We start from the raw sequence: 23257 nt of genomic DNA, 5'->3' as shown, positions 1-23257 counted from the left end.
GACACCGACGCCATGGAGTCGCTCGGGCGTCGCCTGGCCCGCCTGCTGCGGGCGGGCGACCTGCTGGTGCTGACGGGGCCGCTCGGCGCCGGCAAGACCACGCTGACCCGCGGCCTCGGCGAGGGCCTGCACGTGCGGGGCCAGGTCGCCAGCCCCACGTTCGTGCTCGCCCGCACGCACCCCAGCGAGTCGGGAGTGCCCCTCGTGCACGTCGACGCCTACCGCCTCGGCGGCGCGGCCGAGCTCGACGACCTCGACCTCGACTACGAGGGCTCGGTCGTCGTCGTCGAGTGGGGCGCCGGGCTGCTCGACGGGGTCGCCGACTCGTGGCTCGACGTCGTGATCGAGCGGCCCACGGGCGCCGGAGGCGCGGTGCCGGTCGCCGGGGGCGCGCCCGCCGACGAGGTGCTCGCGGACGGCATGGCCGCCGACGTGGCCGCCGCCGACGACGTGCACGACGAGCCCCGCCGCGTCACGGTCACCGCGCACGGCCCGCGCTGGGCCGGGGTCACCCTCCCGACGAGCTGAGGGCCTGGGCGCCGAGCACCCCGAGCAGGCGGAGCGACTCCGCCGCCGTCGTGCCGGCCCGCGGCGTCAGCACGAGCAGCACCTGGGCCTGGTTCTCGGTGAAGAGCGCCTGGCAGTCGACCTCGATCTCGCCGACCTCCGGGTGCCACAGCGTCTTGTGGTCGTCGAAGCGGGTGACGACCTCCTGCAGGCGCCAGAGCTCCGCGAACTCCGGGCTGACCCGGAGCAGGCTCTCGACGACGCGCGCCGCCAGGGGGTCGGGGTCGGCCGAGGCGGTCGCGACCCGCAGCTGCGCGACCTGGAGGCGGGCCTGCCGGGGCTGCTCGCGCTCCGGGTACGGGCGCCGCGCCTCCGGCCGGGCGAACCAGCGGTGCACGGCGCTGCGGTCGAGGCCCGACCAGGCCGTGTGGTCGCCGAAGAGCGAGGTCGCGAGCCGGTTCTGGGCGAGGGTCTCGCCGGCCTCGGTGATCACGAGGGCGGGGGAGTCGTCGAGCCGGTCGAGCACCCGCATCAGCCCCGGGCTGACGTGCGGCGTGTGGCGGGCCCGGCGGGGCACGGCCTGGCCGGCGAGGCGGTACAGGTGGTCGCGCTCGTCGAGGCCGAGGCGGAGCCCCCGGGCGATGGCCGCGAGCATCTGGTCGGACGGCTGCGGGCCGCGCTGCTGCTCGAGCCGCGACCAGTAGTCGGTCGACATGCCGACGAGCCCGGCGATCTCCTCACGGCGCAGGCCCGCGGTGCGACGGCGGGCCCCGGCGGGCAGCCCCACGTCGGCGGGCTGGAGGTGCTCACGGCGGTGGCGGAGGAAGTCGGCGAGCCCGGGGCGGTCCATGCCGCCATCCTGCCGTGGTCGGCGCCCGCCAGCCAGGGAGCGCCGCTCCTCCGACCGGTGCTCCCTTCCCTCGCCGACGCCGACGGAGGAGGGTCGTCGTGGGCGCCCCGACGGCGCCCGTCACCCCCGAACCCCCCTCACCGCCCTGGAGGCACCGTGAAGACCACCGGCAACACCGTCCTGATCACCGGCGCGACCTCGGGCATCGGCCGCGGCCTGGCCGAGCGCCTGCACGCCCGCGGCGACACCGTCGTCGTGGGCGGTCGCCGCCGCGCCCTGCTCGACGAGATCGTCGCCGCGAACCCCGGCATGTCGTCGGTCGTCGTCGACGTCGCCGACCCCGCCTCGATCGCGGCCGCCGCCGAGAGCGTCACGCGCGACCACCCCGCCCTCGACGTCGTCGTGACGATGGCCGGCATCATGCTGCCGGAGGACCTCCGCGACCCCGCCCACCTCGAGACCGCCGAGGCGACGGTGGTGACGAACCTGCTCGGCACGATCCGCACGACGACGGCGTTCGCGCCCTTCCTGGCCGCGAAGCCCGACGGCGTGCTGGTGACCGTCTCGTCGGGCCTCGCCAGCGTGCCACTGCCGGCCGCGCCGACGTACTCGGCGACGAAGGCGGCCGTGCACTCGTTCACGCAGAGCCTCCGCGTGCAGTGGGCCGACACCCCGCTGCAGGTCGTCGAGCTCGTGCCGCCCGCGGTGCAGACGACCCTGATGGGCCAGTCCGACGACCCGAACGCCATGCCGCTCGACGAGTACCTCGACGAGACGATGCGCATCCTCACCGAGCAGCCCGACGTCGAGGAGGTCCTGGTCGACCGCGTCCGCTTCCTCCGCGACGCCGAGGCGGAGGGCCGGCACGCGGACGTGCTGCGCGTGCTCAGCGCGCACTGACGCGGCGCCGGCTCGCCCCGGGCCTCGGGGCAGCGGTCCGCCTCGTCGACGAGGGAGGCCCCGGGGAGGCGTGGGCCGCCTCCCCGGGACCGCGTACGATCGGTGCGTGATTCTGGCCATCGACACCTCCGCCGGCTCGGCCGTCGCCGTGGTCGACCGCGACGGCGGCGTGCTCGCCGAGTGCGCGGTCGCCGACACCCGGCGGCACGCCGAGGTGATCGGCACCCTGATCGACGAGGCCCTCCGGGTCGCGGGCGTCGCGCCCTCGCGCCTCAGCGCGGTCGCCGCCGGCGTCGGCCCCGGGCCGTTCACCGGGCTGCGGGTCGGCATCGTCGCCGCGCGGGCCTTCGCCTTCGGCGCCGGGGTGCCCTGCCTCGCGGTCGGCAGCCACGACGCGGTCGCCTTCGAACGGCTCTCGGCGGAGGCCGGGCGCGACGTGGCCGAGGCCGGCGGCCGCCTCGACGCGCCCCTCGTCGTCGTCACCGACGCCCGCCGCCGCGAGGTGGCCTGGAGCGCGTGGGCCGGGCTCGACGACGACGGCCTGCCCGTGCTGCTCGACGGGCCCGCGCTGGTTCGCCCGGCCGGCCTCGACGACGCGACGGGCGCCTCCTCGGGGTCGCCCCGCACCGACCCCGACGCGACCGTGGTGTCGGCGGCGGCCCTCGGCATGCTCGCCGAGCGCCTGTTCGAGCACGGCCGCGCCTTCGCGGCGCCCGAGCCGCTCTACCTCCGCGAGCCCGACGTGACGCCCTCGGCGGGGCCGAAGCCGGTCGGCCGGTGAGCTGGCGGCTGCGCCGGGCCGACGTCGACGACCTCGACGCGGTCATGGCGATCGAGACGTCGGTCTTCGCCACCGACGCGTGGTCGCGGAGCGGCATGGCGCACGAGCTCGCGTCGCGCGACGGCTACTACCTCGTCGCCACCCCCGAGGCCGACGACACCGTCGTCGAGGGTTACGCCGGGCTGCTCTCGCTGCCCGGGGCCCCCGACGCCGACGTGCAGACCATCGCGGTCGTCCCCGGCGCGCGCGGCCGCGGCCTGGGGCGCGCCCTGCTGACCCAGCTCGTCGCCGAGGCCCGGCGGCGCGGGGCCCGCGAGGTCTTCCTGGAGGTGCGGGCCGACAACCCGGGAGCGCAGCACCTCTACGAGACCGCCGGCTTCGAGGCCATCGCCGTCCGCCCCCGCTACTACATGCCCGACGGCGTCGACGCCGTCGTGATGCGCCTGACCGTTCCGCCGACCGAGACCCGGCCGGCCGCGACCGAGAGCGAGCCGACAACGTGACCGCCACCACCGCCTCCCCGGCGCCGTCCGGCGGGCCCGCGCCCGCGTCCGCGCGCGGGGACGCCGGGCCGCTCGTGCTCGGCATCGAGACCAGCTGCGACGAGACCGGCGTGGGCATCGTGCGCGGCACGACCCTGCTCGCCAACGTCATCTCGTCGTCGATGGACGAGCACGCCCGGTACGGCGGCGTCGTGCCCGAGGTCGCGGCCCGCGCCCACCTCGAGGCGATGGAGCCGGCTCTGCGCGCCGCGCTCGCCGAGGCCGACGTCACCCTCGACCAGCTCGACGCGATCGCCGTCACGAGCGGCCCCGGGCTCGCCGGGGCCCTCATGGTCGGCGTCGGCGCGGCGAAGGCCCTCGCGCTCGCCACCGGCACGCCGCTCTACGCCGTCAACCACCTCGTGGGCCACGTCGGCGCCGACGTGCTGCGCGAGGACGGCAGCGACCTCGAGCTGCCGACGATCGCGCTGCTCGTCTCGGGCGGCCACACCTCGCTGCTGCACGTGCGCGACCTCGTCGACGACGTCGAGCTGCTCGGCGAGACCATCGACGACGCCGCGGGCGAGGCGTTCGACAAGGTCGCCCGCCTGCTCGGCCTGCCCTACCCCGGCGGGCCGCAGATCGACCGGGTGGCCGCCGGGGGCGACCCCGCGGCGATCCGGTTCCCGCGGGGGCTGACGCTGCCGAAGGACCTCGTGCGTCACCGTTACGACTTCTCGTTCTCGGGGCTGAAGACCGCGGTCGCCCGCTGGGTCGAGCGTCGTCGCGACGAGGGGCTCGAGGTGCCCGTGGCCGACGTGGCCGCGAGCTTCCGCGAGGCCGTCGCCGACGTGCTCCTCACGAAGGCGCTCGCAGCGTGCGCCGACCGGGGCGTGCCGCGGCTGCTGCTCGGCGGCGGGGTCGTCGCCAACGCCCGGGTCCGTGCGCTGGCGGCCGAGCGCTGCGCGGCCGCGGGCGTCGAGCTGCGCGTGCCCCCGCTCTCGCTCTGCACCGACAACGGGGCGATGATCGCCGCCCTGGGCGCCCAGCTGGTGGCCCGCGGGCACGCGCCCTCGCCGCTCGACTTCGGCGCCGACTCGACGCTGCCGGTCACCGTGGTGCAGGCGGTCTGAGCCGGGGCCGCTGCCGGTAGCATCGTCCGGACCAGACCACCGGCACGAGCCGGGCGCACGACGAGGAGACCACGGGACATGACCGACCAGTACCCGGCCCCCCAGGGCCAGCCGCAGAAGGACAGCCACGGCACGCCCTCCGGCCAGCAGCCGCCGGCCTACGGCGCCCCCGTCGGCCAGGGCTACAGCGCCCCCGGCGGCCCGGGCTACGGCCCGGCGCCCCGCAACAGCCTCGCGCTGATCGCCCTCATCCTCGGCATCGCGGGCTTCTTCACCGGCGTCGCGAGCATCGCCGCGATCGTCGTCGGGCACATCTCGCTCAGCCAGATCAAGAAGACGGGCGAGGAGGGGCGCGGCATGGCGCTCTGGGGCACCATCCTCGGCTACGTCGTCCTGATCGGCGGCATCCTGCTGGCCGTCGGCTTCGCTGTCCTCTTCGGGGCGCTCGCCAGCTCGGGCCAGCTCGACTACTCGACGTACTGAGCCGACGCCCACGGGCTTCATGGCTGCCTCATCGGAGGCGTCGATACGATGACGGGGTCCACGCCGACGGCGTGGGCCCCGTCGTCCGTCCGGTCCACCTGGTCCGCGGCGACACCGCACGGCACCGCACCTGATCTTCGACACCGCACCGCGACTCCTCCGATGCTCCGCCGCCCGCACGCGAAAGGCTCCTGATGGCCACCGACGACACCACCCCCGAGCAGTCCGGGCGCGCACCGCAGTCCGCTGACGCGCCGCAGTCCGAGCCGGCGCGGGCGCCGACGCCGCCGCCCGCGCCCGCGGGCGACCAGCAGTCGCCGCCGCTGCCGCCCACCTCCTTCCCCGGCGCCGCGTCGCAGCCCGCCGCGCGCCCCGCCCACGACCCGTTCGTCGCCCCGGGGCAGACCCCGGCCCCGCAGCGCTCGCCGTTCGCGGCGCCGCAGCCGGGCACGGCGCAGGGCGCGCCGTCGGCGCCGTACGGAGCCCCCGCGCAGGCTGCTCCGCAGTCGGCGCCGTACGGGGCGCCGCAGTCGGCTCCCTACGGGTCGCCGTCGCAGGGTGCTCCGCAGTCGGCTCCCTACGGGGCCCCCGCGCAGGGTGCCCCGCAGTCGGCTCCCTACGGGGCCCCCGCGTCGGCGCCCTACGGTGCTCCTCAGCCGCCGCGGCCCGGCTACGGCGCTCCGACCGGCCCGGCGGCGCCGGGCCAGCCGGGCTCGCAGCAGTACGGCCAGCAGCCGCAGCAGGGCCAGTACGGGCAGCAGCCGCCGCAGGGCCAGTACGGCCAGCAGCCGTCGCAGCGGCCGGGACAGCAAGGCCAGCCGCAGCCGGGCCAGTACGGCCAGCCCCAGCAGTACGGCCAGCCGCAGCAGCAGTACGGCCAGCCGCAGCAGTACGGCCAGCCCTACGGCGCCCCGCAGCAGCAGCCCTACGGCTCGCCCTACGCGCCCTACGCCTCGGCCGGGCCCACCAAGCCGTCGAGCGTGCTCAGCCTGCTCGCGATGATCGGCTCGATCTTCGGCGCGTTCATCACGATCCTCGTCGTCACCTTCGGGGCCGGCATCATCTTCTCGATCGCCGGAGTGGTGCTCGGCCACGTCGCCCAGAAGCGCGAGCCCCGCTCGCGCGGGTTCTGGCTGACCGGCCTCATCGTCGGCTACGCGGGCATCGCCCTCGCGATCGTCGTCTGGATCGGCTGGGCGACGTTCTTCAGCACCGTCGCCGACAGCAACTACTACGGGTACTGACCCGAGGCGGTCCGGCGGCGGTGCTCGCCGCCCGGCCCGCGCCTCCTGACGACCTCGGCCGTCGCACCCCGGTGCGACGGCCGTCGTCGTGCCGGGTCAGACGCGCTCGCAGAGCAGGGCCGTGTGCCGCCCGGCGACGCGCGTCAGCACCAGCGTCGCCGAGCCGGTGCCCTGCAGCGAGAGGCGCTTGCGGAAGGCGGCGGGGTCGACGTCGACCCCGCGCTTCTTGATCTCGAGGCGGCCGACGCCCCGGGCGCGCAGCTCGCGCTTGAGGGTCTTCTCGTCGAGGGGCAGGGCCTCGACCACGCGGAACACCTGGGCGAAGGGCGTCTCGACCGGTGCGTCCGCGGTGAGGTACGCGATGTCGCGGCTGACCGTCCGGGCGCCGAGGCTCCGGGCGAGGTCGCCGATCAGGCGGGCCCGGATGACGGCGCCGTCGGGCTCGTAGAGCCACTCGCCGAGGTCGCCCACCTCGACGTCGTCGGAGTCGGCGGGCGCGGTGAGCTCGGCGGTGCCGGAGGCGGTGACCACGAGGGCGGACCGCCCGACGCCGGGCCGCGCGAGCGCCCCGAACCAGACCCCGAGCTCGACGACCTCGCGGTCGACGGAGATCCACTGGCACTCCGCGTCGGCGGGCAGCAGCTCGCGGTCGATGCCGGGGCCGAGCTTGACCCCGGTCGGTCGGTGCTCGGCGTGCCCGAAGGCGACGTCGAGCGAGGGCGACCAGTCGGCCGGGTCGGCGAGGCGCTTCGTGCCGCTGTGCCCGGCCGTGCGTCGGGCCGGGTCGAGGAAGACGGCGTCGACGCCCGCGAGGTCGACGTCGGCGGCGTCGGCGTGCTCGACGCGGGCGCCCGACCAGGGGGCGAGGTTGTACGCGGCGACGGCGGCGGTGACCTCGTCGCGCTCGACCGCGAGCACGTCGAGCTCGAGGGCCGCCAGGGCCATCGCGTCGCCCCCGATGCCGCAGCCGAGGTCGGCGACCCGCCGGGCCCCGGCGGCGCGGAACCGGCCGGCGTGCCGGGCGGCCACGGGGAGGCGCGTGGCCTGCTCGAGGCCCGCCTCGGTGAAGAGCATGCGGCTGGCGAAGTCGCCGAACTTGGCGACGGCACGGCCCCGGAGCCGGGCCTGGCTCAGCACGGCGGCGACGAGCGCGGGGGAGTGGCCCTGCTTGCGGAGCGCCGCGACCGTGCCGACGACGTCGTCGTCGCTCCGCCGCACGGGCAGCGAGTCGAGCAGCCGGAGCCCCTCGGGCGAGAGGATCTCGAGCAGCTCGGTGGTGTCCATGGGCTCCAGTCTCGCGCATCGACGCCGTGCCGCTGGCACTCGTGTTGACCGAGTGCCAGCAGGCCCCTACAGTTGTTCCTGGCACTCGCACGTGGTGAGTGCCACCCCACGTTCTACGAAGTTCCGAGAAAGCAGAGGTCAACCGTGTCGGTCTCCATCAAGCCGCTCGAAGATCGCATCGTCATCCAGCAGGTCGAAGCCGAGCAGACCACGGCTTCCGGCCTCGTGATCCCCGACACCGCCAAGGAGAAGCCCCAGGAGGGCGAGGTCGTGGCGGTCGGGCCGGGTCGCATCGACGACAACGGCAACCGCGTCCCGCTCGACGTCGCCGTCGGCGACAAGGTCATCTACAGCAAGTACGGCGGAACCGAGGTCAAGTACGACGGCCAGGACTACCTCGTCCTCTCGGCCCGCGACGTGCTCGCCGTCATCGTCCGCTAGTCGGTCGACACCCTGCTCCACCCGGAGGCCCCCGCCACACGGCGGGGGCCTTCGTCGTGCGCGGGACGCGCCTCGGCGACCGGGCCGTGCGCGAGATCGGCAGGAGCGGCACGGTCGACGGCAGCACCGGACCGGTCGGCGACGGGGGCTCGCCCTAGAGTCGTGACGTGACCGACGACCGTGCCCGCGCCTCCTCCGCCCCCGTCGAGCCCGCCGGCCCCGCCCGGCCCTCGGGCCCGGTCGAGCGAGCCGGCTCCGGCCTCGCCTACGCGGTCAGCGCCTACGGCCTGTGGGGCGTGCTGCCGATCTTCTTCCTGCTCATGTCGCCCTCGGGGCCGTTCGAGATCGTCTCGTGGCGCATCCTCTTCTCGCTGGCGTTCTGTCTGGTGCTGCTCGCCGTGACGCGCGGCTTCCCGGCCTTCCTGGCGCTGCTGCGCCAGGGCTGCGTCGTCGCGCCGATGGCGCTCGCGGGCGTGCTCATCGTCGTCAACTGGACGACCTTCATCGTCGCGACGCTCGCCGGGCACGTCGTGGAGGCGGCCCTCGGCTACTTCATCAACCCGATCGTCACCGTGCTGCTCGCCGTCCTCGTGCTGCGGGAGCGCCTCCGGCCCGCCCAGTGGGCCGCCATCGGCCTCAGCGCCGTGGCCGTCGTCGTGATCGCCCTCGGCACCGGCGGCGTGCCGTGGGCCTCGCTGATCATGGCGTTCTCGTTCGGCGCCTACGGGCTCGTGAAGAAGCAGATGGGCGGGCGCGTCGACGCCGTCAGCGGCCTGACCCTCGAGACGCTCGCGGTCGCGCCCGTCGCCGCGGTCGCCCTCGTCGTGATCGCCGCGACCGGCGTCGACGGCGGTGTCGTGTTCGGCTCGGTGAGCCTGCTGCACACCCTCACCGTGATCAGCTCGGGCGTCGTGACCGCGGTGCCGCTGCTGCTCTTCGCGGCCGCCGCGCGACGACTGCCCCTCGCGACGATCGGGCTCACCCAGTACCTCGCGCCCGTGCTGCAGTTCGTCGTCGGCGTCGTCCTGCTCCACGAGCAGATGCCGACCAGCCGCTGGGTCGGCTTCGCGATCGTCTGGGTCGCCCTCGTGGTGCTGACCGTCGACATGGTGTCGGCGAGCCGCCGGGCACGACCGCGCTCCGCTGTGGCGTGACGTCCGTCGGGGGCCCGCACCGCGCCTCCTGAGGGCATGTCACGAATTGCTAACGAAACCCCTGAGTGACGACCAGAACACGCGCCGGAAACAATCGAGCCCTAGTTTCTTCTCAATCGCGAGGACCGTCTGCCTAGTGGCGGTCCGGCTGCACGCGCTTCCAGAAAGGGACCACGGATGATCCGATCCACCAAAGGGCTGAAGGCTCTGGCGCTCGCAGGAGCCGCCTCCGTCCTCCTCGCCGCTTGTTCGTCCACCTCGACGCCCAGCGACGACACCTCCTCGTCGAGCGCGTCGGCGTCGGCGAAGACCGACCCCGCTGCCGCCTGCGAGGCGCCCAGCAGCCCCAGCCAGGACGCTCTCCGCATCGGCACCATCCTGCCGAGCACGGGTACCCTCGCGTACCTCAACCCGCCCGCCGAGTCCGGCGTCGGCCTCGCCGTCGAGGACATCAACGCCGCCGGCGGCGTGCTCGGCCAGGACGTCACGATCGACCCCAGCACCGACTCGGGCGACAGCAACGACCTCACCGTCTCGAGCGCCGCAGCGACGCAGCTGATCGACGCGAAGGTGCCCGTCGCGATCGGCGCGGAGTCCTCCAGCGTCACGCTGAACGTCATCGACCAGATCACCGCGGCCTGCATCGTGCAGATCTCGCCCGCCAACACGGCGACCGACCTCAGCGGCTACTCGTCGTACTACTTCCGCACCGCGCCGCCGGACTCCGTCCAGGGCTCGGCGCTCGGCCAGCAGATCGTCGACGACGGCAACGCCAACGTCGCGTTCATCGTCTTCAACGACACCTACGGCACCGGCCTCCGCAACTCGACCCAGGCCTCGATCGAGTCCTCCGGCGGAACCGTCGTCTACGGCGCCGAGGGCGAGGGCCAGGAGTTCCCGCCCGGCCAGACCACGTTCTCGTCCGAGGTGACCGCCGCGATCGGCTCCGACCCCGACGCCATCGTCATCCTCGCCTTCGACGAGACCGCGTCGATCGTGCCCGAGCTCGTCTCGCAGGGCTGGGACATGAGCAAGGTCTACATGTCGGACGGCAACACGGCCGACTACAGCGAGGACTTCGACCCGGGCACCCTCGAGGGCGCCAAGGGCACCATCCCCGGTGCGTTCCCGTCGACCGACCTGCAGGCGCGCTTCAGCGACTTCTACCAGCGCACGGCCGGCAGCCCCCTCGCCGACTACTCGTACGCGCAGGAGTCCTACGACGCCACCATCCTCGCCGCGCTCGCCGCGGTGAAGGGCGGCGGCACCGACGCCGGCACGATCCAGGCCAACATGGCCGGGGTCTCCGGCGCGACCGACGGCACCGAGTGCTCGACCTTCGAGGAGTGCGTCACCGCGCTCGACGGCGGCGGCGACATCCACTACACGGGCCCCTCGGGCATCGGGCCGTTCGACGACAAGAACGACCCGTCGTCGGCCTTCATCGGCATCTACCAGTTCGACGGCGACAACAAGCCCGTCTACCAGACGGCCGTCGAGGGCACCGCGGGCGACTAGCCCGACCGCGGCACCTGCTGCACCCTGAAGGCCCCGACGCTCCGGCGTCGGGGCCTTCTCCGTGTGCGGTGCCCGGGGTGCGGTGCAGGCGTGTGCGGCGGGTCCGTGTCCTCCTGGGCGGGTGGGCGCTGACCCGCCGGGGGTGACGGGGACCCGCCGCTTCGGCCACGGTCCACCACCGAGGGCCTGCAGGAGGCGCGGTGTGCGCGGGACGGACTCCGAGCCTCCTACAGCCCCCTGCTCTCGAATTCGAGCGTGATCCGTGCTGCGGCGGTTCGGCGGCCCGCCTTCTTGCGTCGGCGCCCGACGGATCGCTCTCGCTCTACGGGTAACCCCGGGGAGGCGCGATGTGCGCCGGACCCGCACCGCGCCTCCCACAGCCTCGTGCTCTCAAATTTGAGCGTGATCCGTGCTGCGGCGGTTCGGCGGCCCGCCTTCCTGCGTCGGCGCCCGACGGATCCCTCGCGTTCTACGGCAGAGCCCCGGGTGCGGCGGGTCGGTGTCCTCAGGGGCGGGCCGGCGCGGGCCCGCCGGGAGTGACGCCGACCCGCCGCACCGGCCACGATCCGCAGCGAGGGCCGCAGGGAGGCGCGGTGTGCGTGGGACCGGCACCGCGCCTCCCGCAGGCCCAGCGCCCCCGCCGCACGAGCCTCCCGCCACACGAGCCCCCCCACGACGCCCGAGGGCCCCCACGCCACAGCGTGGGGGCCCTCGTGGCGCTCGGCGCCGGGCTCAGTGCGTCTCGTCGACGTCCTTCGCGAGCGTGCCGAGGTACAGCTCGATCACCTTCGGGTCGTCGGCGAGCTCGCGGCCCGTGCCCGAGTAGGCGTTGCGGCCCTGGTCGAGCACGTAGCCGCGGTCGCAGATCTGCAGGCAGCGGCGAGCGTTCTGCTCGACCATGATCACCGAGACGCCGGCCTTGTTGATGCGGCGGGTGCGGATGAAGGTCTCGTCCTGGCGCACCGGCGAGAGGCCGGCCGACGGCTCGTCGAGCAGCAGCACCTTCGGGTCCATCATCAGCGCGCGCGCCATGGCGACCGACTGGCGCTCTCCTCCCGAGAGCGAGCCGGCGCGCTGGCCGCGACGGTCGCCGAGCACGGGGAAGAGGTCGTAGATGTACTCGAGCCGCTCGGCGAAGGCCTTCGGGCGGAGGAACATGCCCATCTGCAGGTTCTCCTCGATGGTCAGCGACGGGAAGACGTTGTTGGTCTGCGGCACGAAGCCGACGCCGGCCTGCACGAGCTTGTTGGCCTTGAGGTTCGTGATGTCGTCACCGCCGAGCGTGACGCTGCCCTCGTGGATCTTCACGAGGCCGAACAGGGCCTTGAGCAGCGTCGACTTGCCGGCGCCGTTCGGGCCGATGATGCCGATCAGCTCGCCGGGGTAGCAGACGAGGTCGCAGCCGTTGAGGATGTTGACGCCGGGCAGGTAGCCGGCCACGAGGCCGCTGGCGTTCATGATCGGCTCGGTGCCGGCGAACTTCTCCGTGCCGGGGTGCATCTCCGTCGTCGAGGCGCTCATGCCCTGTCTCCGCTCTGCTGGTCGTCGGCCGCGTTCGTCGCGGTGGGGGTGGAGGGGTCGGGCGAGCCCGGCAGGTCGCGCCCGGCGACGCCGCCGGCGGTGGTGGTCGAGGAGGCGCGGGTCGGGTCGCCCTCGCGGGCCGCGTCCTCCGCCGCCACCTCCTCCTCGATCTGGTCGAACGCCTCGTCGGTGAGCAGCGAGTCGTCGCCCAGGTCGGTGTCGTGGTGCGCGCCGAGGTAGGCGTCGATCACGGCCTGGTCGTCCATGACGGTGTCGGCCGGGCCCTCGGCCACGACCTTGCCCTCGGCCATGACGATCACCCAGTCGGAGATGTGCCGCACCATGTGCATGTCGTGCTCGACGAAGAGCACGGTCGTGCCGTCGTCGCGCAGCGACTGGATGTGGCCCAGCAGCGACTGCGTCAGCGCCGGGTTCACGCCGGCCATCGGCTCGTCGAGCATGATCATCTCGGGGTCGCTCATCAGGGCGCGCGCCATCTCGAGCAGCTTCCGCTGGCCGCCGGAGAGGCTGCCGGCGTAGTCGTCCTTCTTCTCGAGCAGCTTGAAGCGGGCGAGCAGCTCCTCCGCCTTGACGGTGATCTCGCGCTCGCGGGCCTTCCACAGCGGGGGCACGATGCCGACGAAGAAGTTCTCGCCCGGCTGGTCGCGGGCGCCGAGCAGCATGTTCTCCATCACGGTGAGGCGTGAGAGCGCCTTCGTCAGCTGGAAGGTGCGCACCATGCCGGCTCGGGCCACCTTGGCGGCGCCGACGTTGCCCATCGGCTTGCCGTCGAAGACCCACTTCGCCGTGCCCTCGCCGCGCTTGAACGCGGTCGGGGCGGAGGACGCCTTGTCGAAGCCGGTGAGGAGGTTGAAGAACGTCGTCTTGCCGGCGCCGTTGGGGCCGATCAGCGCGGTGATCGCCCCGCGCTGCACCTCGACGTGCCCGACGTCGACGGCGGTCATGCCGCCGAAGCGACGCACGACGTTGTCGACGGTGAGGATGGGGTCGGGCTTCGACGAGCCGGGCGTGCGCCCGACGGTCGTGAGCTTCTGGCGCAGCACGGTGCGGTCGTAGTCGTAGCCGGGCTTGCGGTCCCGGCCCGAGGGCGCTCCGGCCGTGCCGGTGGTCGTGGTCTCAGACACTGAACGACAGCTCCTTCTTGTTGCCGAGGATTCCCTGCGGTCGGAAGATGATCAGGCACATCAGGGCGACGCCGACGAGCACGTACGAGAACTGGTCGGCCTGCTGGTTGCTCATGATGCTCGCGGGGATGAAGTCGCCGGCCAGGGTGCGGATGAGCAGGCGGACGACGAAGAACAGGATCGCGCCGAGCACCGGGCCGAACACCGTGGCCGCGCCGCCGAGCAGGAGCGCCGTCCAGATGAAGAACGTCGTCGAGCGGCCGAGGGCGTCGGGCTGCACCGACGAGGGCAGCACGTAGATGATGCCCGCCAGCGAGCCGATCACGCCGCCGAAGACGAGCGCCTGCATCTTGTACGAGAAGACGTTCTTGCCGAGGCTGCGCACGGCGTCCTCGTCCTCGCGGATGCCCTTGAGCACACGGCCCCAGGGGCTGCGGCTGAGCAGGAAGACGATGACGCAGAGCAGGGCGACGAGCGCCCAGGCCACGATGCGGATCCACCAGCCGTTGACGCCGTTGTTGTCGTACGTGAACCACAGCACGGTGGTCTGCCCGTCGGGCAGGGGGGAGAGCGCCGTGAAGGGGTCGCGGTACGACGAGCCGGTGATGCCGTTCGAGCCGCCGGTCACGTCGGTGAGGATGCTCGACCGGCCGACCATGCGGATGATCTCCGCCGCGCAGATGGTCACGATGGCGAGGTAGTCGCCCCTCAGCTTCAGCGTCGGGACGCCGAGGATGAGCGCGAACACGAGGCCGCAGGCCATGCCGATCAGGACCGCGAGCCCGAGCGGCAGGCCGCTGGTCAGCGAGATCGCGAAGCCGTAGGCACCGAGCAGCAGGAACGCCGCCTGGCCCATGTTGATGAGGCCGGTGAAGCCGAAGTGGATGTTGAGGCCGATCGCGGCGATCGCGAACGCGGCCGTGGTCGGGGCGAGCGCCTCGCCGGTGAGCTGGCGGATGAGGTCGATGACGTAGTCCATGTGTTGTCCCCTTAACCGATCCGCTCGGCGCGACCGAAGATGCCCTGCGGACGGAACAGCAGGATCACGATCAGGATCAGCAGCGCGGTGGCGTACTTGAAGTCACCCGGCAGCACCAGGTTGGTCAGCTCGACGATGACGCCGATGATGAGCGAGCCGGCCAGGGCGCCGAAGGAGGTGCCGAGCCCGCCGAGCGTGACCGCCGCGAACATGAGCAGCAGGATCTGCAGGCCGGTCATCCAGTTGACGCCGTTGAGCACGAGGCCGAGCATGACGCCCGAGAGGCCGGCGAGGCCCGCCGCGACCGTCCACACGAGGCGGATGATGCGGTCGACGTCGATGCCCGACGCCGCCGCGAGGGCGGGGTTGTCGGAGACGGCGCGGGTGGCGCGGCCGGTGCGGGTCTTCGTGAGGAAGAGGCCGGTGAGCACGAGCACGATCACCGAGATCCCCATGGCGACGTACGACTGCACCGTGAGCGTGACGCCCGCGAAGGTGACCGTGGTCGGGTTGGCCGTCTGGATGCGGACGGTCGCGGCGCCGAAGAAGTACTGGAACGCGTACTGCAGGGCGATCGACAGACCGATCGTGACGATCATGAGCTGGGTGAGGCTGAGGCCCCGCCGTCGGAGCGGCTTCCAGATCGCCCAGTCCTGGATGAACCCGGTGGCCGCACAGAGGATCACCGTGATCGTCGCGGCCAGGAAGATGTTCATGCCGAGCTGGTTGGCGAAGACGTAGGCGAGGAGCCCGCCGAGGGTCACCTGCTCGCCGTGCGAGAAGCTGCTGAGGCCGGTGGTGCCGTAGATCAGCGAGAGGCCGATCGCGGCGAGGGCGAGCAGCAGGCCGAGGCGGATGCCCGACGCGAACTGCTGCGCGAGGCGGTCCCAGTTGAAGGAGGAGGCGGCGGCGCCGGAGACCTCGCCCTCGGTCTGGGTGAGCTGGAAGATCACGCTCTTGTTGGCGCCGAGCGTCGCGTCGACGCTGCGCTCGGTCTCGGCGTTGCGGAGGAACTGCCCGTCGGGCAGCGACTCCTCGTCGAGCTGGACGGCGTACTCGCCGGCCTCGGTGACGGGGACGGCCCAGCGGCCGGTGCCGTCGACCTCGGCCGTGCCCTCGAAGCCGCCGGGGCCCGTGACGTCGACGACGACGCCGGTGGCCGGCTCGCCGTCGGAGTCCCTGATGCTGCCCTGGATGCAGCCCGTGCTCGCGTCGGCCTGGCACGAGGCCGTGGCCCCGCCCTGCGCGTGGGCGGCCGAGGGAGCCAGGGTCACCGAGACGAACGCGCCGGCGAGGCCGAGCAGCAGAGCGAGGACGGTGACGATCAGGGCAGGGCGGAGCGGAGCTCTGCCTGCGATGGTCGTGTCGGGTTTCACGGGACCTCCTGGACAGGTGCCAGTCGGGGCGATGCCCCGGGTGCCGCTGGCGACCGTCGTTGGTGACGCTACTTTCGCTGTGTGTCGGCCGTGTTTCGTGCAGGACACAGGCCAATGACGACAATTCGTTACGAAATAGCGACATCGACGCACGGGAGCGTCCTCCGAGGGCGGAATTCCGGAGGCACGGGGCGGCTTAACATGGAGCACCGGAGTCGACGGCGATCCGGTGCCACCGACCACCTCATCTCGCTCCTTCGAAGGGGACTCATGGACCAGCCGGATCCGTTCGGATTCATCGGACTCACGTACGACGACGTCATGCTCCTCCCGGGGCGCACCGACGTGATCCCGAGCGAGGCCGACACCTCGTCCCGCCTCACGAAGCGCATCCGCGTCGCCGTCCCCCTCCTCTCCGCCGCGATGGACACCGTGACCGAGTCGCGCATGGCCATCGCGATGGCGCGTCAGGGCGGCATCGGCATCATCCACCGCAACCTCTCGATCTCCGACCAGGCGGCCCACGTCGACAAGGTCAAGCGCAGCGAGTCGGGCATGATCACCAACCCGGTGACCACCACGCCCGACGCCACCGTGGCCGAGGTCGACGCCCTCTGCGGCCAGTTCCGCGTCTCCGGCCTGCCGGTCGTCGAGGAGGACGGCACGCTCGTCGGCATCATCACCAACCGCGACATGCGCTTCGTCTCGCCCTTCGAGATGGAGACCACGCTCGTCCGCGACGTCATGACGAAGGCCCCCCTCGTGACGGCCCCCGAGGGCGTCGACCCCGACTCGGCGATCGCGATCTTCGCCCAGCACAAGATCGAGAAGCTGCCCCTGGTCGACGAGGCGGGCAAGCTCCGCGGCCTCATCACCGTCAAGGACTTCGACAAGAGCGAGAAGTACCCCGACGCCACGAAGGACGACGAGGGCCGGCTCCGCGTCGGCGCCGCCATCGGCTTCTTCGGCGACGCGTGGGAGCGCGCGTGCGCGCTCCGCGACGCCGGCGTCGACGTGCTCGTGGTCGACACGGCCAACGGCGAGAGCGCCGGCGAGCTGGACATGATCAAGCGCATCAAGGCCGACCCGACCTTCGCCGCCGTCGACGTCATCGGCGGCAACGTCGCGACCCGCTCGGGCGCCGAGGCGCTCATCGAGGCCGGGGCCGACGCGATCAAGGTCGGCGTCGGGCCGGGCTCGATCTGCACGACCCGCGTCGTCTCCGGCGTCGGCGTGCCGCAGGTCACCGCCGTCTACGAGGCGTCGCTCGCGGCCCGCGAGGCCGGCGTGCCGGTCATCGCCGACGGCGGCCTCCAGTACTCGGGCGACATCGCGAAGGCGCTCGTCGCCGGCGCCGACACGGTCATGCTCGGCTCGCTGCTGGCCGGTTGCGACGAGAGCCCCGGCGACCTCGTCTTCGTCGCGGGCAAGCAGTTCAAGAAGTACCGGGGCATGGGCTCGCTCGGCGCCATGCAGACGCGCGGCAAGAACACGTCGTACTCGAAGGACCGGTACTTCCAGGCCGACGTCCCCAGCGACGACAAGCTCATCCCCGAGGGCGTCGAGGGCCAGGTGCCCTATCGCGGTGCGCTGAGCAACGTGGTCTACCAGCTCACCGGCGGCCTCCGTCAGTCGATGTTCTACGTCGGCGGCCGCACCGTCGACGAGCTGAAGATGAAGGGCAAGTTCGTCCGCATCACCGCGGCCGGCCTCAAGGAGAGCCACCCGCACGACCTGCAGATGGTCGTCGAGGCCCCCAACTACCGCCGCTAGCCCGGCGCCCTCGCCGACCCCGGGCGAGTTCGACCCGAGCGGGCGTCCACGGGCGCCCGCCCGGCTCGGACTCGCCCGTCGTCGTCCCGGGCGGCGGAGGCCGGGCGCGGGGGACGGGCCGCGGGGCGGGCCGCGGGCCGCCGGGCTCGGCGCGGGGCGGCACCCGGTAGGGTGGCACGGTGACTGAGGTAGAGATCGGCGTCTCCAAGCGCGCGCGCCGCGCCTATGCGTTCGACGACATCGCGATCGTCCCGAGCCGGCGCACCCGCGACCCCCGAGACGTGTCGGTGAGCTGGTCGATCGACGCGTTCCAGTTCGACTCGCCGATCATCGCCGCGCCGATGGACTCCGTCGTCAGCCCCGAGACGGCCATCCGCATCGGCCAGCTCGGCGGCCTCGGCGTGCTCGACCTCGAGGGCGTCTGGACGAGGTACGACGACCCCGAGTCCGTCCTCGCCGAGATCCGCGACCTGCCGGAGGACGAGACCGTCGCCCGCATGCAGCAGATCTACGCCGAGCCGATCAAGCCCGAGCTCGTCACCGCGCGCATCGCCGAGATCCGCGCCGCCGGCGTCACCGTCGCCGGCTCGCTCAGCCCGCAGCGCACCCAGGAGCTCTACCAGACCGTCGTCGACGCCGGCGTCGACCTCTTCCTCATCCGCGGCACGACCGTCTCGGCCGAGCACGTGTCGAAGAGCACCGAGCCCCTGAACCTCAAGGAGTTCATCTACGAGCTGGACGTCCCCGTGATCGTGGGAGGCGCCTCCACGTACACGGCAGCGCTGCACCTCATGCGCACGGGCGCGGCCGGCGTCCTCGTCGGGTTCGGGGGCGGCGCTGCCTCGACGACCCGCGCCTCCCTCGGCATCCACGCTCCGATGGCCTCCGCGGTCGCCGACGTCGCGGGCGCTCGCCGCGACTACCTCGACGAGTCGGGCGGGCGCTACGTGCACGTCATCGCCGACGGCGGGCTCGGCACCTCGGGCGACATCGTCAAGGCCGTCGCCTGCGGCGCCGACGCCGTCATGCTCGGTGCCGCCCTCGCGCGCGCCACCGACGTGCCCGGCGGCGGCTACCACTGGGGCGCCGAGGCTCACCACCCCGAGCTGCCCCGCGGCCGTCGCGTGCACGTCGGCCAGGTCGGCCCGCTCGAGAAGATCCTCTACGGCCCGGCCTCCACGGTCGACGGCCAGGCCAACCTGGTCGGCGCCCTGCGTCGCGCGATGGCGACGACCGGCTACAGCGACCTCAAGGAGTTCCAGCGCAGCGAGGTCGTCGTGGCCCCCTACCAGCCGCACTAGACCTCGATCCGTCCCCAGCGGGGCGATCTCACGCGCCGTTGTCAGGCTGACGGGCGTTGGATGGGCGATGAGGCGGGCTCAGGCCCGCGCCGATCCAACGATGGAGGCCCCGCATGGCTACGACCGCGTCCGCATCCCTCTCCTCGAAGCTCGGTCCGGAGGAACGGGCCGACGCCATCGAGGCGCTCAAGGAGAAAGAGCTGGACATCCTCGTGATCGGGGGTGGCATCGTCGGGGCGGGCTCCGCCCTCGACGCCGTGACCCGCGGCCTCAGCGTGGGCATCGTCGAGGCACGAGACTGGGGCTCCGGCACGTCGAGCCGGTCGTCGAAGCTCGTGCACGGCGGCATCCGCTACCTCGAGCAGCTCAACTTCCGCCTCGTGCGCGAGGCGCTCATCGAGCGCGGCCTGCTGCTGCAGCGGCTCGCCCCGCACCTCGTCAAGCCCGTGCGCTTCCTCTACCCGCTGAGCAAGCCCGTCTACGAGCGCTTCTACATCGGCGCCGGCATGGCCCTCTACGACATCTTCAGCTGGACGGGCGGTCGCCCGCCCGGGGTGCCCCACCACCGGCACCTCAGCAAGACCCAGGTGCTGCGCGCGATACCGAGCCTCTCGAAGGACGCCGTCGTCGGCGGCCTGACCTACTACGACGCCCAGGTCGACGACGCGCGCTACGTCTCGTCGCTCGTCCGCACCGCGTCGAGCTACGGCGCCCACGCGGCCAGCCGCGTGCGCGTCGAGGGCTTCGTGAAGGTCGGCGAGCGCGTCGTCGGGGTGAAGGCCCACGACTACCAGACCGGCGAGCACTTCGAGATCCGCGCCAAGCAGGTCGTCAACGCGACCGGCGTCTGGACGGACGACACGCAGGCGATGGTGGGGGAGCGCGGCCAGTTCAAGGTGCGGGCCTCCAAGGGCGTGCACCTCGTGGTGCCCCGCGACCGGATCCACTCCGACATGGGCATGATCTTCCGCACCGAGAAGAGCGTCCTGTTCGTCATCCCGTGGGGCCGTCACTGGCTCGTCGGCACGACCGACACCGACTGGGACCTCGACAAGGCGCACCCCGCCGCGACGGCCGCCGACATCGACTACATCCTCGAGCACGTCAACCGCGTCATGGCCGTACCGCTGACGCGCGACGACGTCGAGGGCGTCTACGCCGGGCTCCGGCCGCTGCTGGCCGGCGAGTCCGACCAGACCTCGAAGCTGTCGCGCGAGCACATCGTGGCGCACACCGTGCCCGGCCTCGTCGTCGTCGCCGGCGGCAAGTGGACGACCTACCGCGTCATGGCGGAGGACGCCATCGACGAGGCCGTCGCCGCCCTCGACGGTCGCATCCCCGAGAGCACGACGATGGAGATCCCGCTGCTCGGCGCCGAGGGCTACCACGCGGCCTGGAACAAGCGCGGCAAGATCGCGAAGGCGTTCGGCGTGCACAAGGTCCGCATCGAGCACCTGCTGAACCGCTACGGCACGCTCACCGACGAGCTGCTCGACCTCATCCGCGAGCGGCCCGAGCTCGCCGAGCCGCTGCCCGGCGCCGACGACTACATCGCCGCGGAGGTCGTCTACGCGGCCAGCCACGAGAGCGCCCTGCACCTCGAGGACGTCCTGGCCCGTCGTACCCGCATCTCGATCGAGGCGTGGGACCGCGGCGAGTCCGCCGCGCCCGTGGCCGCCCGCCTCATGGCCGAGGTGCACGGCTGGTCCGACTCCGAGACGGAGGAGGAGGTCGGCAACTACCTCAAGCGCGTCGCCGCCGAGCGGGCCAGCCAGCTCGAGCCCGACGACGCCTCCGCCGACCGCGTGCGCCTCGAGGCGCCCGACATCACGTTCGGCTTCGACGAGGACGACATGAAGGTGCCGGGCGCCGACCAGGGCGGCGCGCCGAAGCCGGGCGAGACGGTGGCGGAGCCGGCCGGCACGCCCGCCGACGAGCCGGCGCGCGCCAGCGAGCCGGGAGGCCGCGAGGGCTGAGCCCAAGACGAGGCGGGGTCGCGACGCGACCAAGCTGCAGGAGGCGCGGTGCCCGTGGGGCGGGCACCGCGCCTCCCGCAGGTCCGCCCGCCGAGAACGCGGCCACGAGGCGGGAACACCGGGGCCCGGGGCCCTGTTGTGCCCACCATGAGCAGCCCGGCCAGCGCGACGGAGCCCGCCGCTAGGCTGAGACGACTGCCCCCGATCCTCCTGGAGACCAACCATGGTTGACGTGCGTCGAGTCAAGCTCCCCGGCGTGGGTGTGCTGCACACCTTCATCACCGACGACGGCGGCAAGTGCGGCGTCATCACGCACCGCTCGGGCCACAGCGACCTGATCACCTTCAGCGACGACGCCGACGGGGCCGACGTCACGAAGGTCTCCCTGCGCCTCAGCGAAGACGAGGCGCACACCCTCGCCGAGCTGCTCGGCGGCACGCGCATCACCGAGTCGCTCTCCGCGCTCGACCAGATCCCCGGCCTCAGCATCGACTGGTTCACCGTCGACTACGACGACCACATCGCCGGGCAGCCGCTCGGCGACCTCGGCGCCAAGGGCGTCGTGGGCCTCACGGTCGTGGCCGTCGTCCGCGGCGACGCCGCGAACCCCGCTCCGTCGGGCGACTTCAAGGTGTTCCCGGGCGACACGCTCGTCGTAGCCGGGTCGCCGGAGAAGGTCGCCAAGGCCTTCTCCTGGTACCGCACGGGCACGTTCGGGCACCGCGCCCCGGTCGACTCGCCGCCCGGGAGCTGATCGCCGGTGCACCTGGGTGAAGAGCTGATCGTCCTCGGCATCCTCCTCCTGCTCGCCTACGTGCTCGGGCGGCTCGGCAAGCTGATCGGCCTGCCGTCGATCCCGATCTACATGCTCGTCGGGCTGCTGGCGAGCACGAACACGGGCTGGTTCCCGCTCAGCTTCGACGCGCACAGCATCGAGCTGATCGCGATCTTCGGCCTGATCCTGCTGCTGTTCAACCTGGGCCTCGAGTTCGATCAAGACGAGTTCTTCTCGAACGCGGGCAGGCTGATCGTCTCCGGCGGCACCTACATCGCCGTCAACATGGGCGTCGGCCTGGCCTTCGGCTTCATGCTCGGCTGGGGCACCCGCGAGGCCCTGATCGTCGCGGGCATGACCGCGACGTCGTCGAGCGCGATCGTCACGAAGCTGCTCATCGAGCTGAACCGCCTGGCGAACCGCGAGACGCCGATGATCCTCGGCGTCACCGTCGTCGAGGACATCTTCATCGCGATCTACCTCGCCATCGTCTCCGTCGTGCTGAGCGGCGAGACCGACCCCGGCCCCGTCATCCTCAAGCTCGGCATCGCCTTCGTCTTCCTCGTGGTGATGTTCAGCGTCGCGCGCTGGGGCGGCCGCGTCGTGTCGAAGCTGATGCGCACCCGCGACGACGAGCTGTTCACCGTGCTCTTCTTCGGGCTCGCCGTGCTCTTCGCGGGCCTCGGCGAGGTGCTGGGCGTCACCGACGCGATCGGGGCCTTCCTCATCGGCCTGATCATCGGGGCGACCAAGTACCGCAACCGGGTCGAGCAGTTCGCGCTGCCGATGCGCGACGTCTTCGGCGCCTTCTTCTTCCTCAACTTCGGGCTCGGTCTCGACCCGTCGCTCTTCCCGAGCGTGCTCGGCCCGGTGGCCGCGGCCGTCGGCATCACGATCGGCCTGAACCTGGTCGCGGGCCAGTTCGTCGCGTGGCTCAACAAGCTCGGGCCGCAGGCGGGGCTGAACACCTCGTTCATCCTGCAGAACCGCGGCGAGTTCGCGCTCATCCTCGCGACGCTGTCGGCGGGCGCCGGGCTGAACCCGCTGCTGCAGCCCTTCGCGGGCCTCTACGTGCTGATCATGGCCGTGATCGGCCCTCTGCTCGCCGCCAACTCCGAGCGCATCGGCGCCGTGCTGTTCCGGTCGCGTCACCGGGCGGAGAAGGCCGCGGCGGAGGCGCGGCGCCAGCAGCGCGAGGGGCGTCACGCCGACGAGATCGCCCTGATGGAGGCGGCGCTCGCCGGCGAGGAGCCCGCCGACACGATCGCTCGCGACCCCGACCCCGACTCCGGCCTGTTCGACGACCCCGACCTCGACGACCCGCCCGTGCCCCGCCGTCGACGGACCGTGGTGGTCGACGAGCTCGACCACGCACGGCCGGTCGTGGACGAGCTCGACGTGGCGACCTCGCCGACCGGCGCCGCCGGCGGCGACGGCGACCCGGACGGCGACCTCGACGACGACTCGGAGGTCGACGGCATGAGCGCGGCCGAGCGGGCGATGTGGGCCGAGCAGGCCGGGCAGCAGTCCGACCAGCGGGCGACGCGGCAGCGCGACCCCGAGTACTGAGCGTCATGAGGGGTGCTGGCCGACGCGGAGCGCCGGGCTGAGCGCAGCGGACGCACAGCGGGACC

Annotated in this window: 21 protein-coding genes; 15 read left to right on the top strand and 6 right to left on the bottom strand. The window is 72.8% G+C overall.

Features of this window, described 5'->3' with window-relative positions; all coding sequences use genetic code 11:
• Positions 1 to 12: 12 nt before the first annotated feature.
• The gene (tsaE, locus tag FHR77_RS11340) at positions 13 to 528 is read left to right on the top strand and encodes a tRNA (adenosine(37)-N6)-threonylcarbamoyltransferase complex ATPase subunit type 1 TsaE (protein ID WP_167261370.1); all 516 of its coding nucleotides are present in this window, start codon (positions 13 to 15) and stop codon (positions 526 to 528) included.
• Here tsaE and FHR77_RS11335 read toward each other — a convergent pair.
• Positions 509 to 1357, bottom strand: coding sequence for a helix-turn-helix transcriptional regulator (locus FHR77_RS11335; protein ID WP_167260366.1), 849 nt, complete (start codon positions 1355 to 1357; stop codon positions 509 to 511). The two genes, tsaE and FHR77_RS11335, sit on opposite strands and share 20 nt — an antisense overlap.
• Before the next feature lie 156 nt (positions 1358 to 1513).
• Between FHR77_RS11335 and FHR77_RS11330 the strand changes: the two genes are divergently transcribed.
• The 6 genes from FHR77_RS11330 to FHR77_RS11305 all read left to right on the top strand — a co-directional run bounded on the left by FHR77_RS11330 (position 1514) and on the right by FHR77_RS11305 (position 6380).
• Positions 1514 to 2257, top strand: coding sequence for an SDR family oxidoreductase (locus FHR77_RS11330; RefSeq protein ID WP_167260364.1), 744 nt, complete (start codon positions 1514 to 1516; stop codon positions 2255 to 2257).
• Positions 2258 to 2363: 106 nt separating this feature from the next.
• A complete protein-coding gene (tsaB, locus tag FHR77_RS11325; RefSeq protein WP_167260361.1) occupies positions 2364 to 3038 on the top strand; it encodes a tRNA (adenosine(37)-N6)-threonylcarbamoyltransferase complex dimerization subunit type 1 TsaB in 675 nt (224 codons plus the stop codon).
• Complete coding sequence (gene rimI, locus FHR77_RS11320) at positions 3035 to 3541, top strand: ribosomal protein S18-alanine N-acetyltransferase (RefSeq protein WP_167260359.1); 507 nt, start codon at positions 3035 to 3037, stop codon at positions 3539 to 3541. Before tsaB ends, rimI begins: the two co-directional genes overlap by 4 nt.
• 74 nt (positions 3542 to 3615) lie before the next feature.
• Complete coding sequence (gene tsaD, locus FHR77_RS11315) at positions 3616 to 4653, top strand: tRNA (adenosine(37)-N6)-threonylcarbamoyltransferase complex transferase subunit TsaD (RefSeq protein WP_200932019.1); 1038 nt, start codon at positions 3616 to 3618, stop codon at positions 4651 to 4653.
• 78 nt (positions 4654 to 4731) lie between these two features.
• Positions 4732 to 5136, top strand: coding sequence for a DUF4190 domain-containing protein (locus FHR77_RS11310; protein WP_167260355.1), 405 nt, complete (start codon positions 4732 to 4734; stop codon positions 5134 to 5136).
• Between the two features lie 194 nt (positions 5137 to 5330).
• Positions 5331 to 6380, top strand: coding sequence for a DUF4190 domain-containing protein (locus tag FHR77_RS11305; RefSeq protein WP_167260353.1), 1050 nt, complete (start codon positions 5331 to 5333; stop codon positions 6378 to 6380).
• A 96-nt stretch (positions 6381 to 6476) separates the two neighbouring features.
• Here FHR77_RS11305 and FHR77_RS11300 read toward each other — a convergent pair whose 3' ends face one another.
• Positions 6477 to 7664 carry a class I SAM-dependent methyltransferase gene (locus FHR77_RS11300; RefSeq protein ID WP_167260351.1) on the bottom strand — a complete coding sequence of 396 codons (1188 nt, stop codon included), beginning with the start codon at positions 7662 to 7664 and terminating at the stop codon, positions 6477 to 6479.
• A gap of 144 nt (positions 7665 to 7808) precedes the next feature.
• Here FHR77_RS11300 and groES point away from each other — a divergent pair, with 144 nt between their 5' ends.
• From groES to FHR77_RS11285, 3 genes are all read left to right on the top strand, one after another.
• The gene (gene groES, locus FHR77_RS11295; RefSeq protein ID WP_056057293.1) at positions 7809 to 8105 is read left to right on the top strand and encodes a co-chaperone GroES; all 297 of its coding nucleotides are present in this window, start codon (positions 7809 to 7811) and stop codon (positions 8103 to 8105) included.
• 167 nt (positions 8106 to 8272) lie between these two features.
• Entirely contained in the window at positions 8273 to 9259 is a 987-nt protein-coding gene (rarD, locus tag FHR77_RS11290) for an EamA family transporter RarD (protein ID WP_167260349.1), read from the top strand.
• Between the two features lie 177 nt (positions 9260 to 9436).
• The gene (locus tag FHR77_RS11285; RefSeq protein ID WP_056057288.1) at positions 9437 to 10777 is read left to right on the top strand and encodes an ABC transporter substrate-binding protein; all 1341 of its coding nucleotides are present in this window, start codon (positions 9437 to 9439) and stop codon (positions 10775 to 10777) included.
• 732 nt (positions 10778 to 11509) lie between these two features.
• Here the strand turns inward: FHR77_RS11285 and FHR77_RS11280 are convergent.
• The 4 genes from FHR77_RS11280 to FHR77_RS11265 form a co-directional block, all read right to left on the bottom strand.
• On the bottom strand, positions 11510 to 12277 hold the full coding sequence (locus FHR77_RS11280) for an ABC transporter ATP-binding protein (RefSeq protein WP_167261368.1): 768 nt from the start codon (positions 12275 to 12277) through the stop codon (positions 11510 to 11512).
• Between the two features lie 17 nt (positions 12278 to 12294).
• A complete protein-coding gene (locus FHR77_RS11275; protein WP_167261366.1) occupies positions 12295 to 13362 on the bottom strand; it encodes an ABC transporter ATP-binding protein in 1068 nt (355 codons plus the stop codon).
• A gap of 73 nt (positions 13363 to 13435) precedes the next feature.
• Entirely contained in the window at positions 13436 to 14422 is a 987-nt protein-coding gene (locus FHR77_RS11270; RefSeq protein ID WP_056057285.1) for a branched-chain amino acid ABC transporter permease, read from the bottom strand.
• A gap of 11 nt (positions 14423 to 14433) precedes the next feature.
• A complete protein-coding gene (locus FHR77_RS11265; RefSeq protein WP_341777335.1) occupies positions 14434 to 15798 on the bottom strand; it encodes a branched-chain amino acid ABC transporter permease in 1365 nt (454 codons plus the stop codon).
• A gap of 270 nt (positions 15799 to 16068) precedes the next feature.
• Between FHR77_RS11265 and guaB the strand changes: the two genes are divergently transcribed.
• The 5 genes from guaB (at position 16069) to FHR77_RS11240 (ending at position 23192) form a co-directional block, all read left to right on the top strand.
• Positions 16069 to 17571: an IMP dehydrogenase gene (gene guaB, locus FHR77_RS11260; RefSeq protein ID WP_167260347.1), complete on the top strand. Its 1503-nt coding sequence runs from the start codon at positions 16069 to 16071 to the stop codon at positions 17569 to 17571.
• 179 nt (positions 17572 to 17750) lie between these two features.
• Positions 17751 to 18872 (top strand): GuaB3 family IMP dehydrogenase-related protein, encoded by a 1122-nt coding sequence (locus FHR77_RS11255; protein WP_056057277.1) that lies wholly within the window; start codon positions 17751 to 17753, stop codon positions 18870 to 18872.
• Between the two features lie 113 nt (positions 18873 to 18985).
• Positions 18986 to 20848 (top strand): glycerol-3-phosphate dehydrogenase/oxidase, encoded by a 1863-nt coding sequence (locus FHR77_RS11250; protein WP_082514601.1) that lies wholly within the window; start codon positions 18986 to 18988, stop codon positions 20846 to 20848.
• 223 nt (positions 20849 to 21071) lie between these two features.
• Entirely contained in the window at positions 21072 to 21602 is a 531-nt protein-coding gene (locus FHR77_RS11245; protein WP_056057274.1) for a cation:proton antiporter regulatory subunit, read from the top strand.
• Positions 21603 to 21608: 6 nt separating this feature from the next.
• Positions 21609 to 23192, top strand: a complete 1584-nt coding sequence (locus FHR77_RS11240; RefSeq protein WP_167260345.1) for a cation:proton antiporter domain-containing protein — start codon at positions 21609 to 21611, stop codon at positions 23190 to 23192.
• Positions 23193 to 23257 lie beyond the last annotated feature (65 nt).

Source organism: Frigoribacterium endophyticum, from assembly GCF_011759585.1.
GTDB lineage: Bacteria > Actinomycetota > Actinomycetes > Actinomycetales > Microbacteriaceae > Frigoribacterium > Frigoribacterium endophyticum.
The sequence above is the reverse complement of the archived record's forward strand: the minus strand, read 5'-3'. Positions and strand labels throughout refer to the sequence as shown.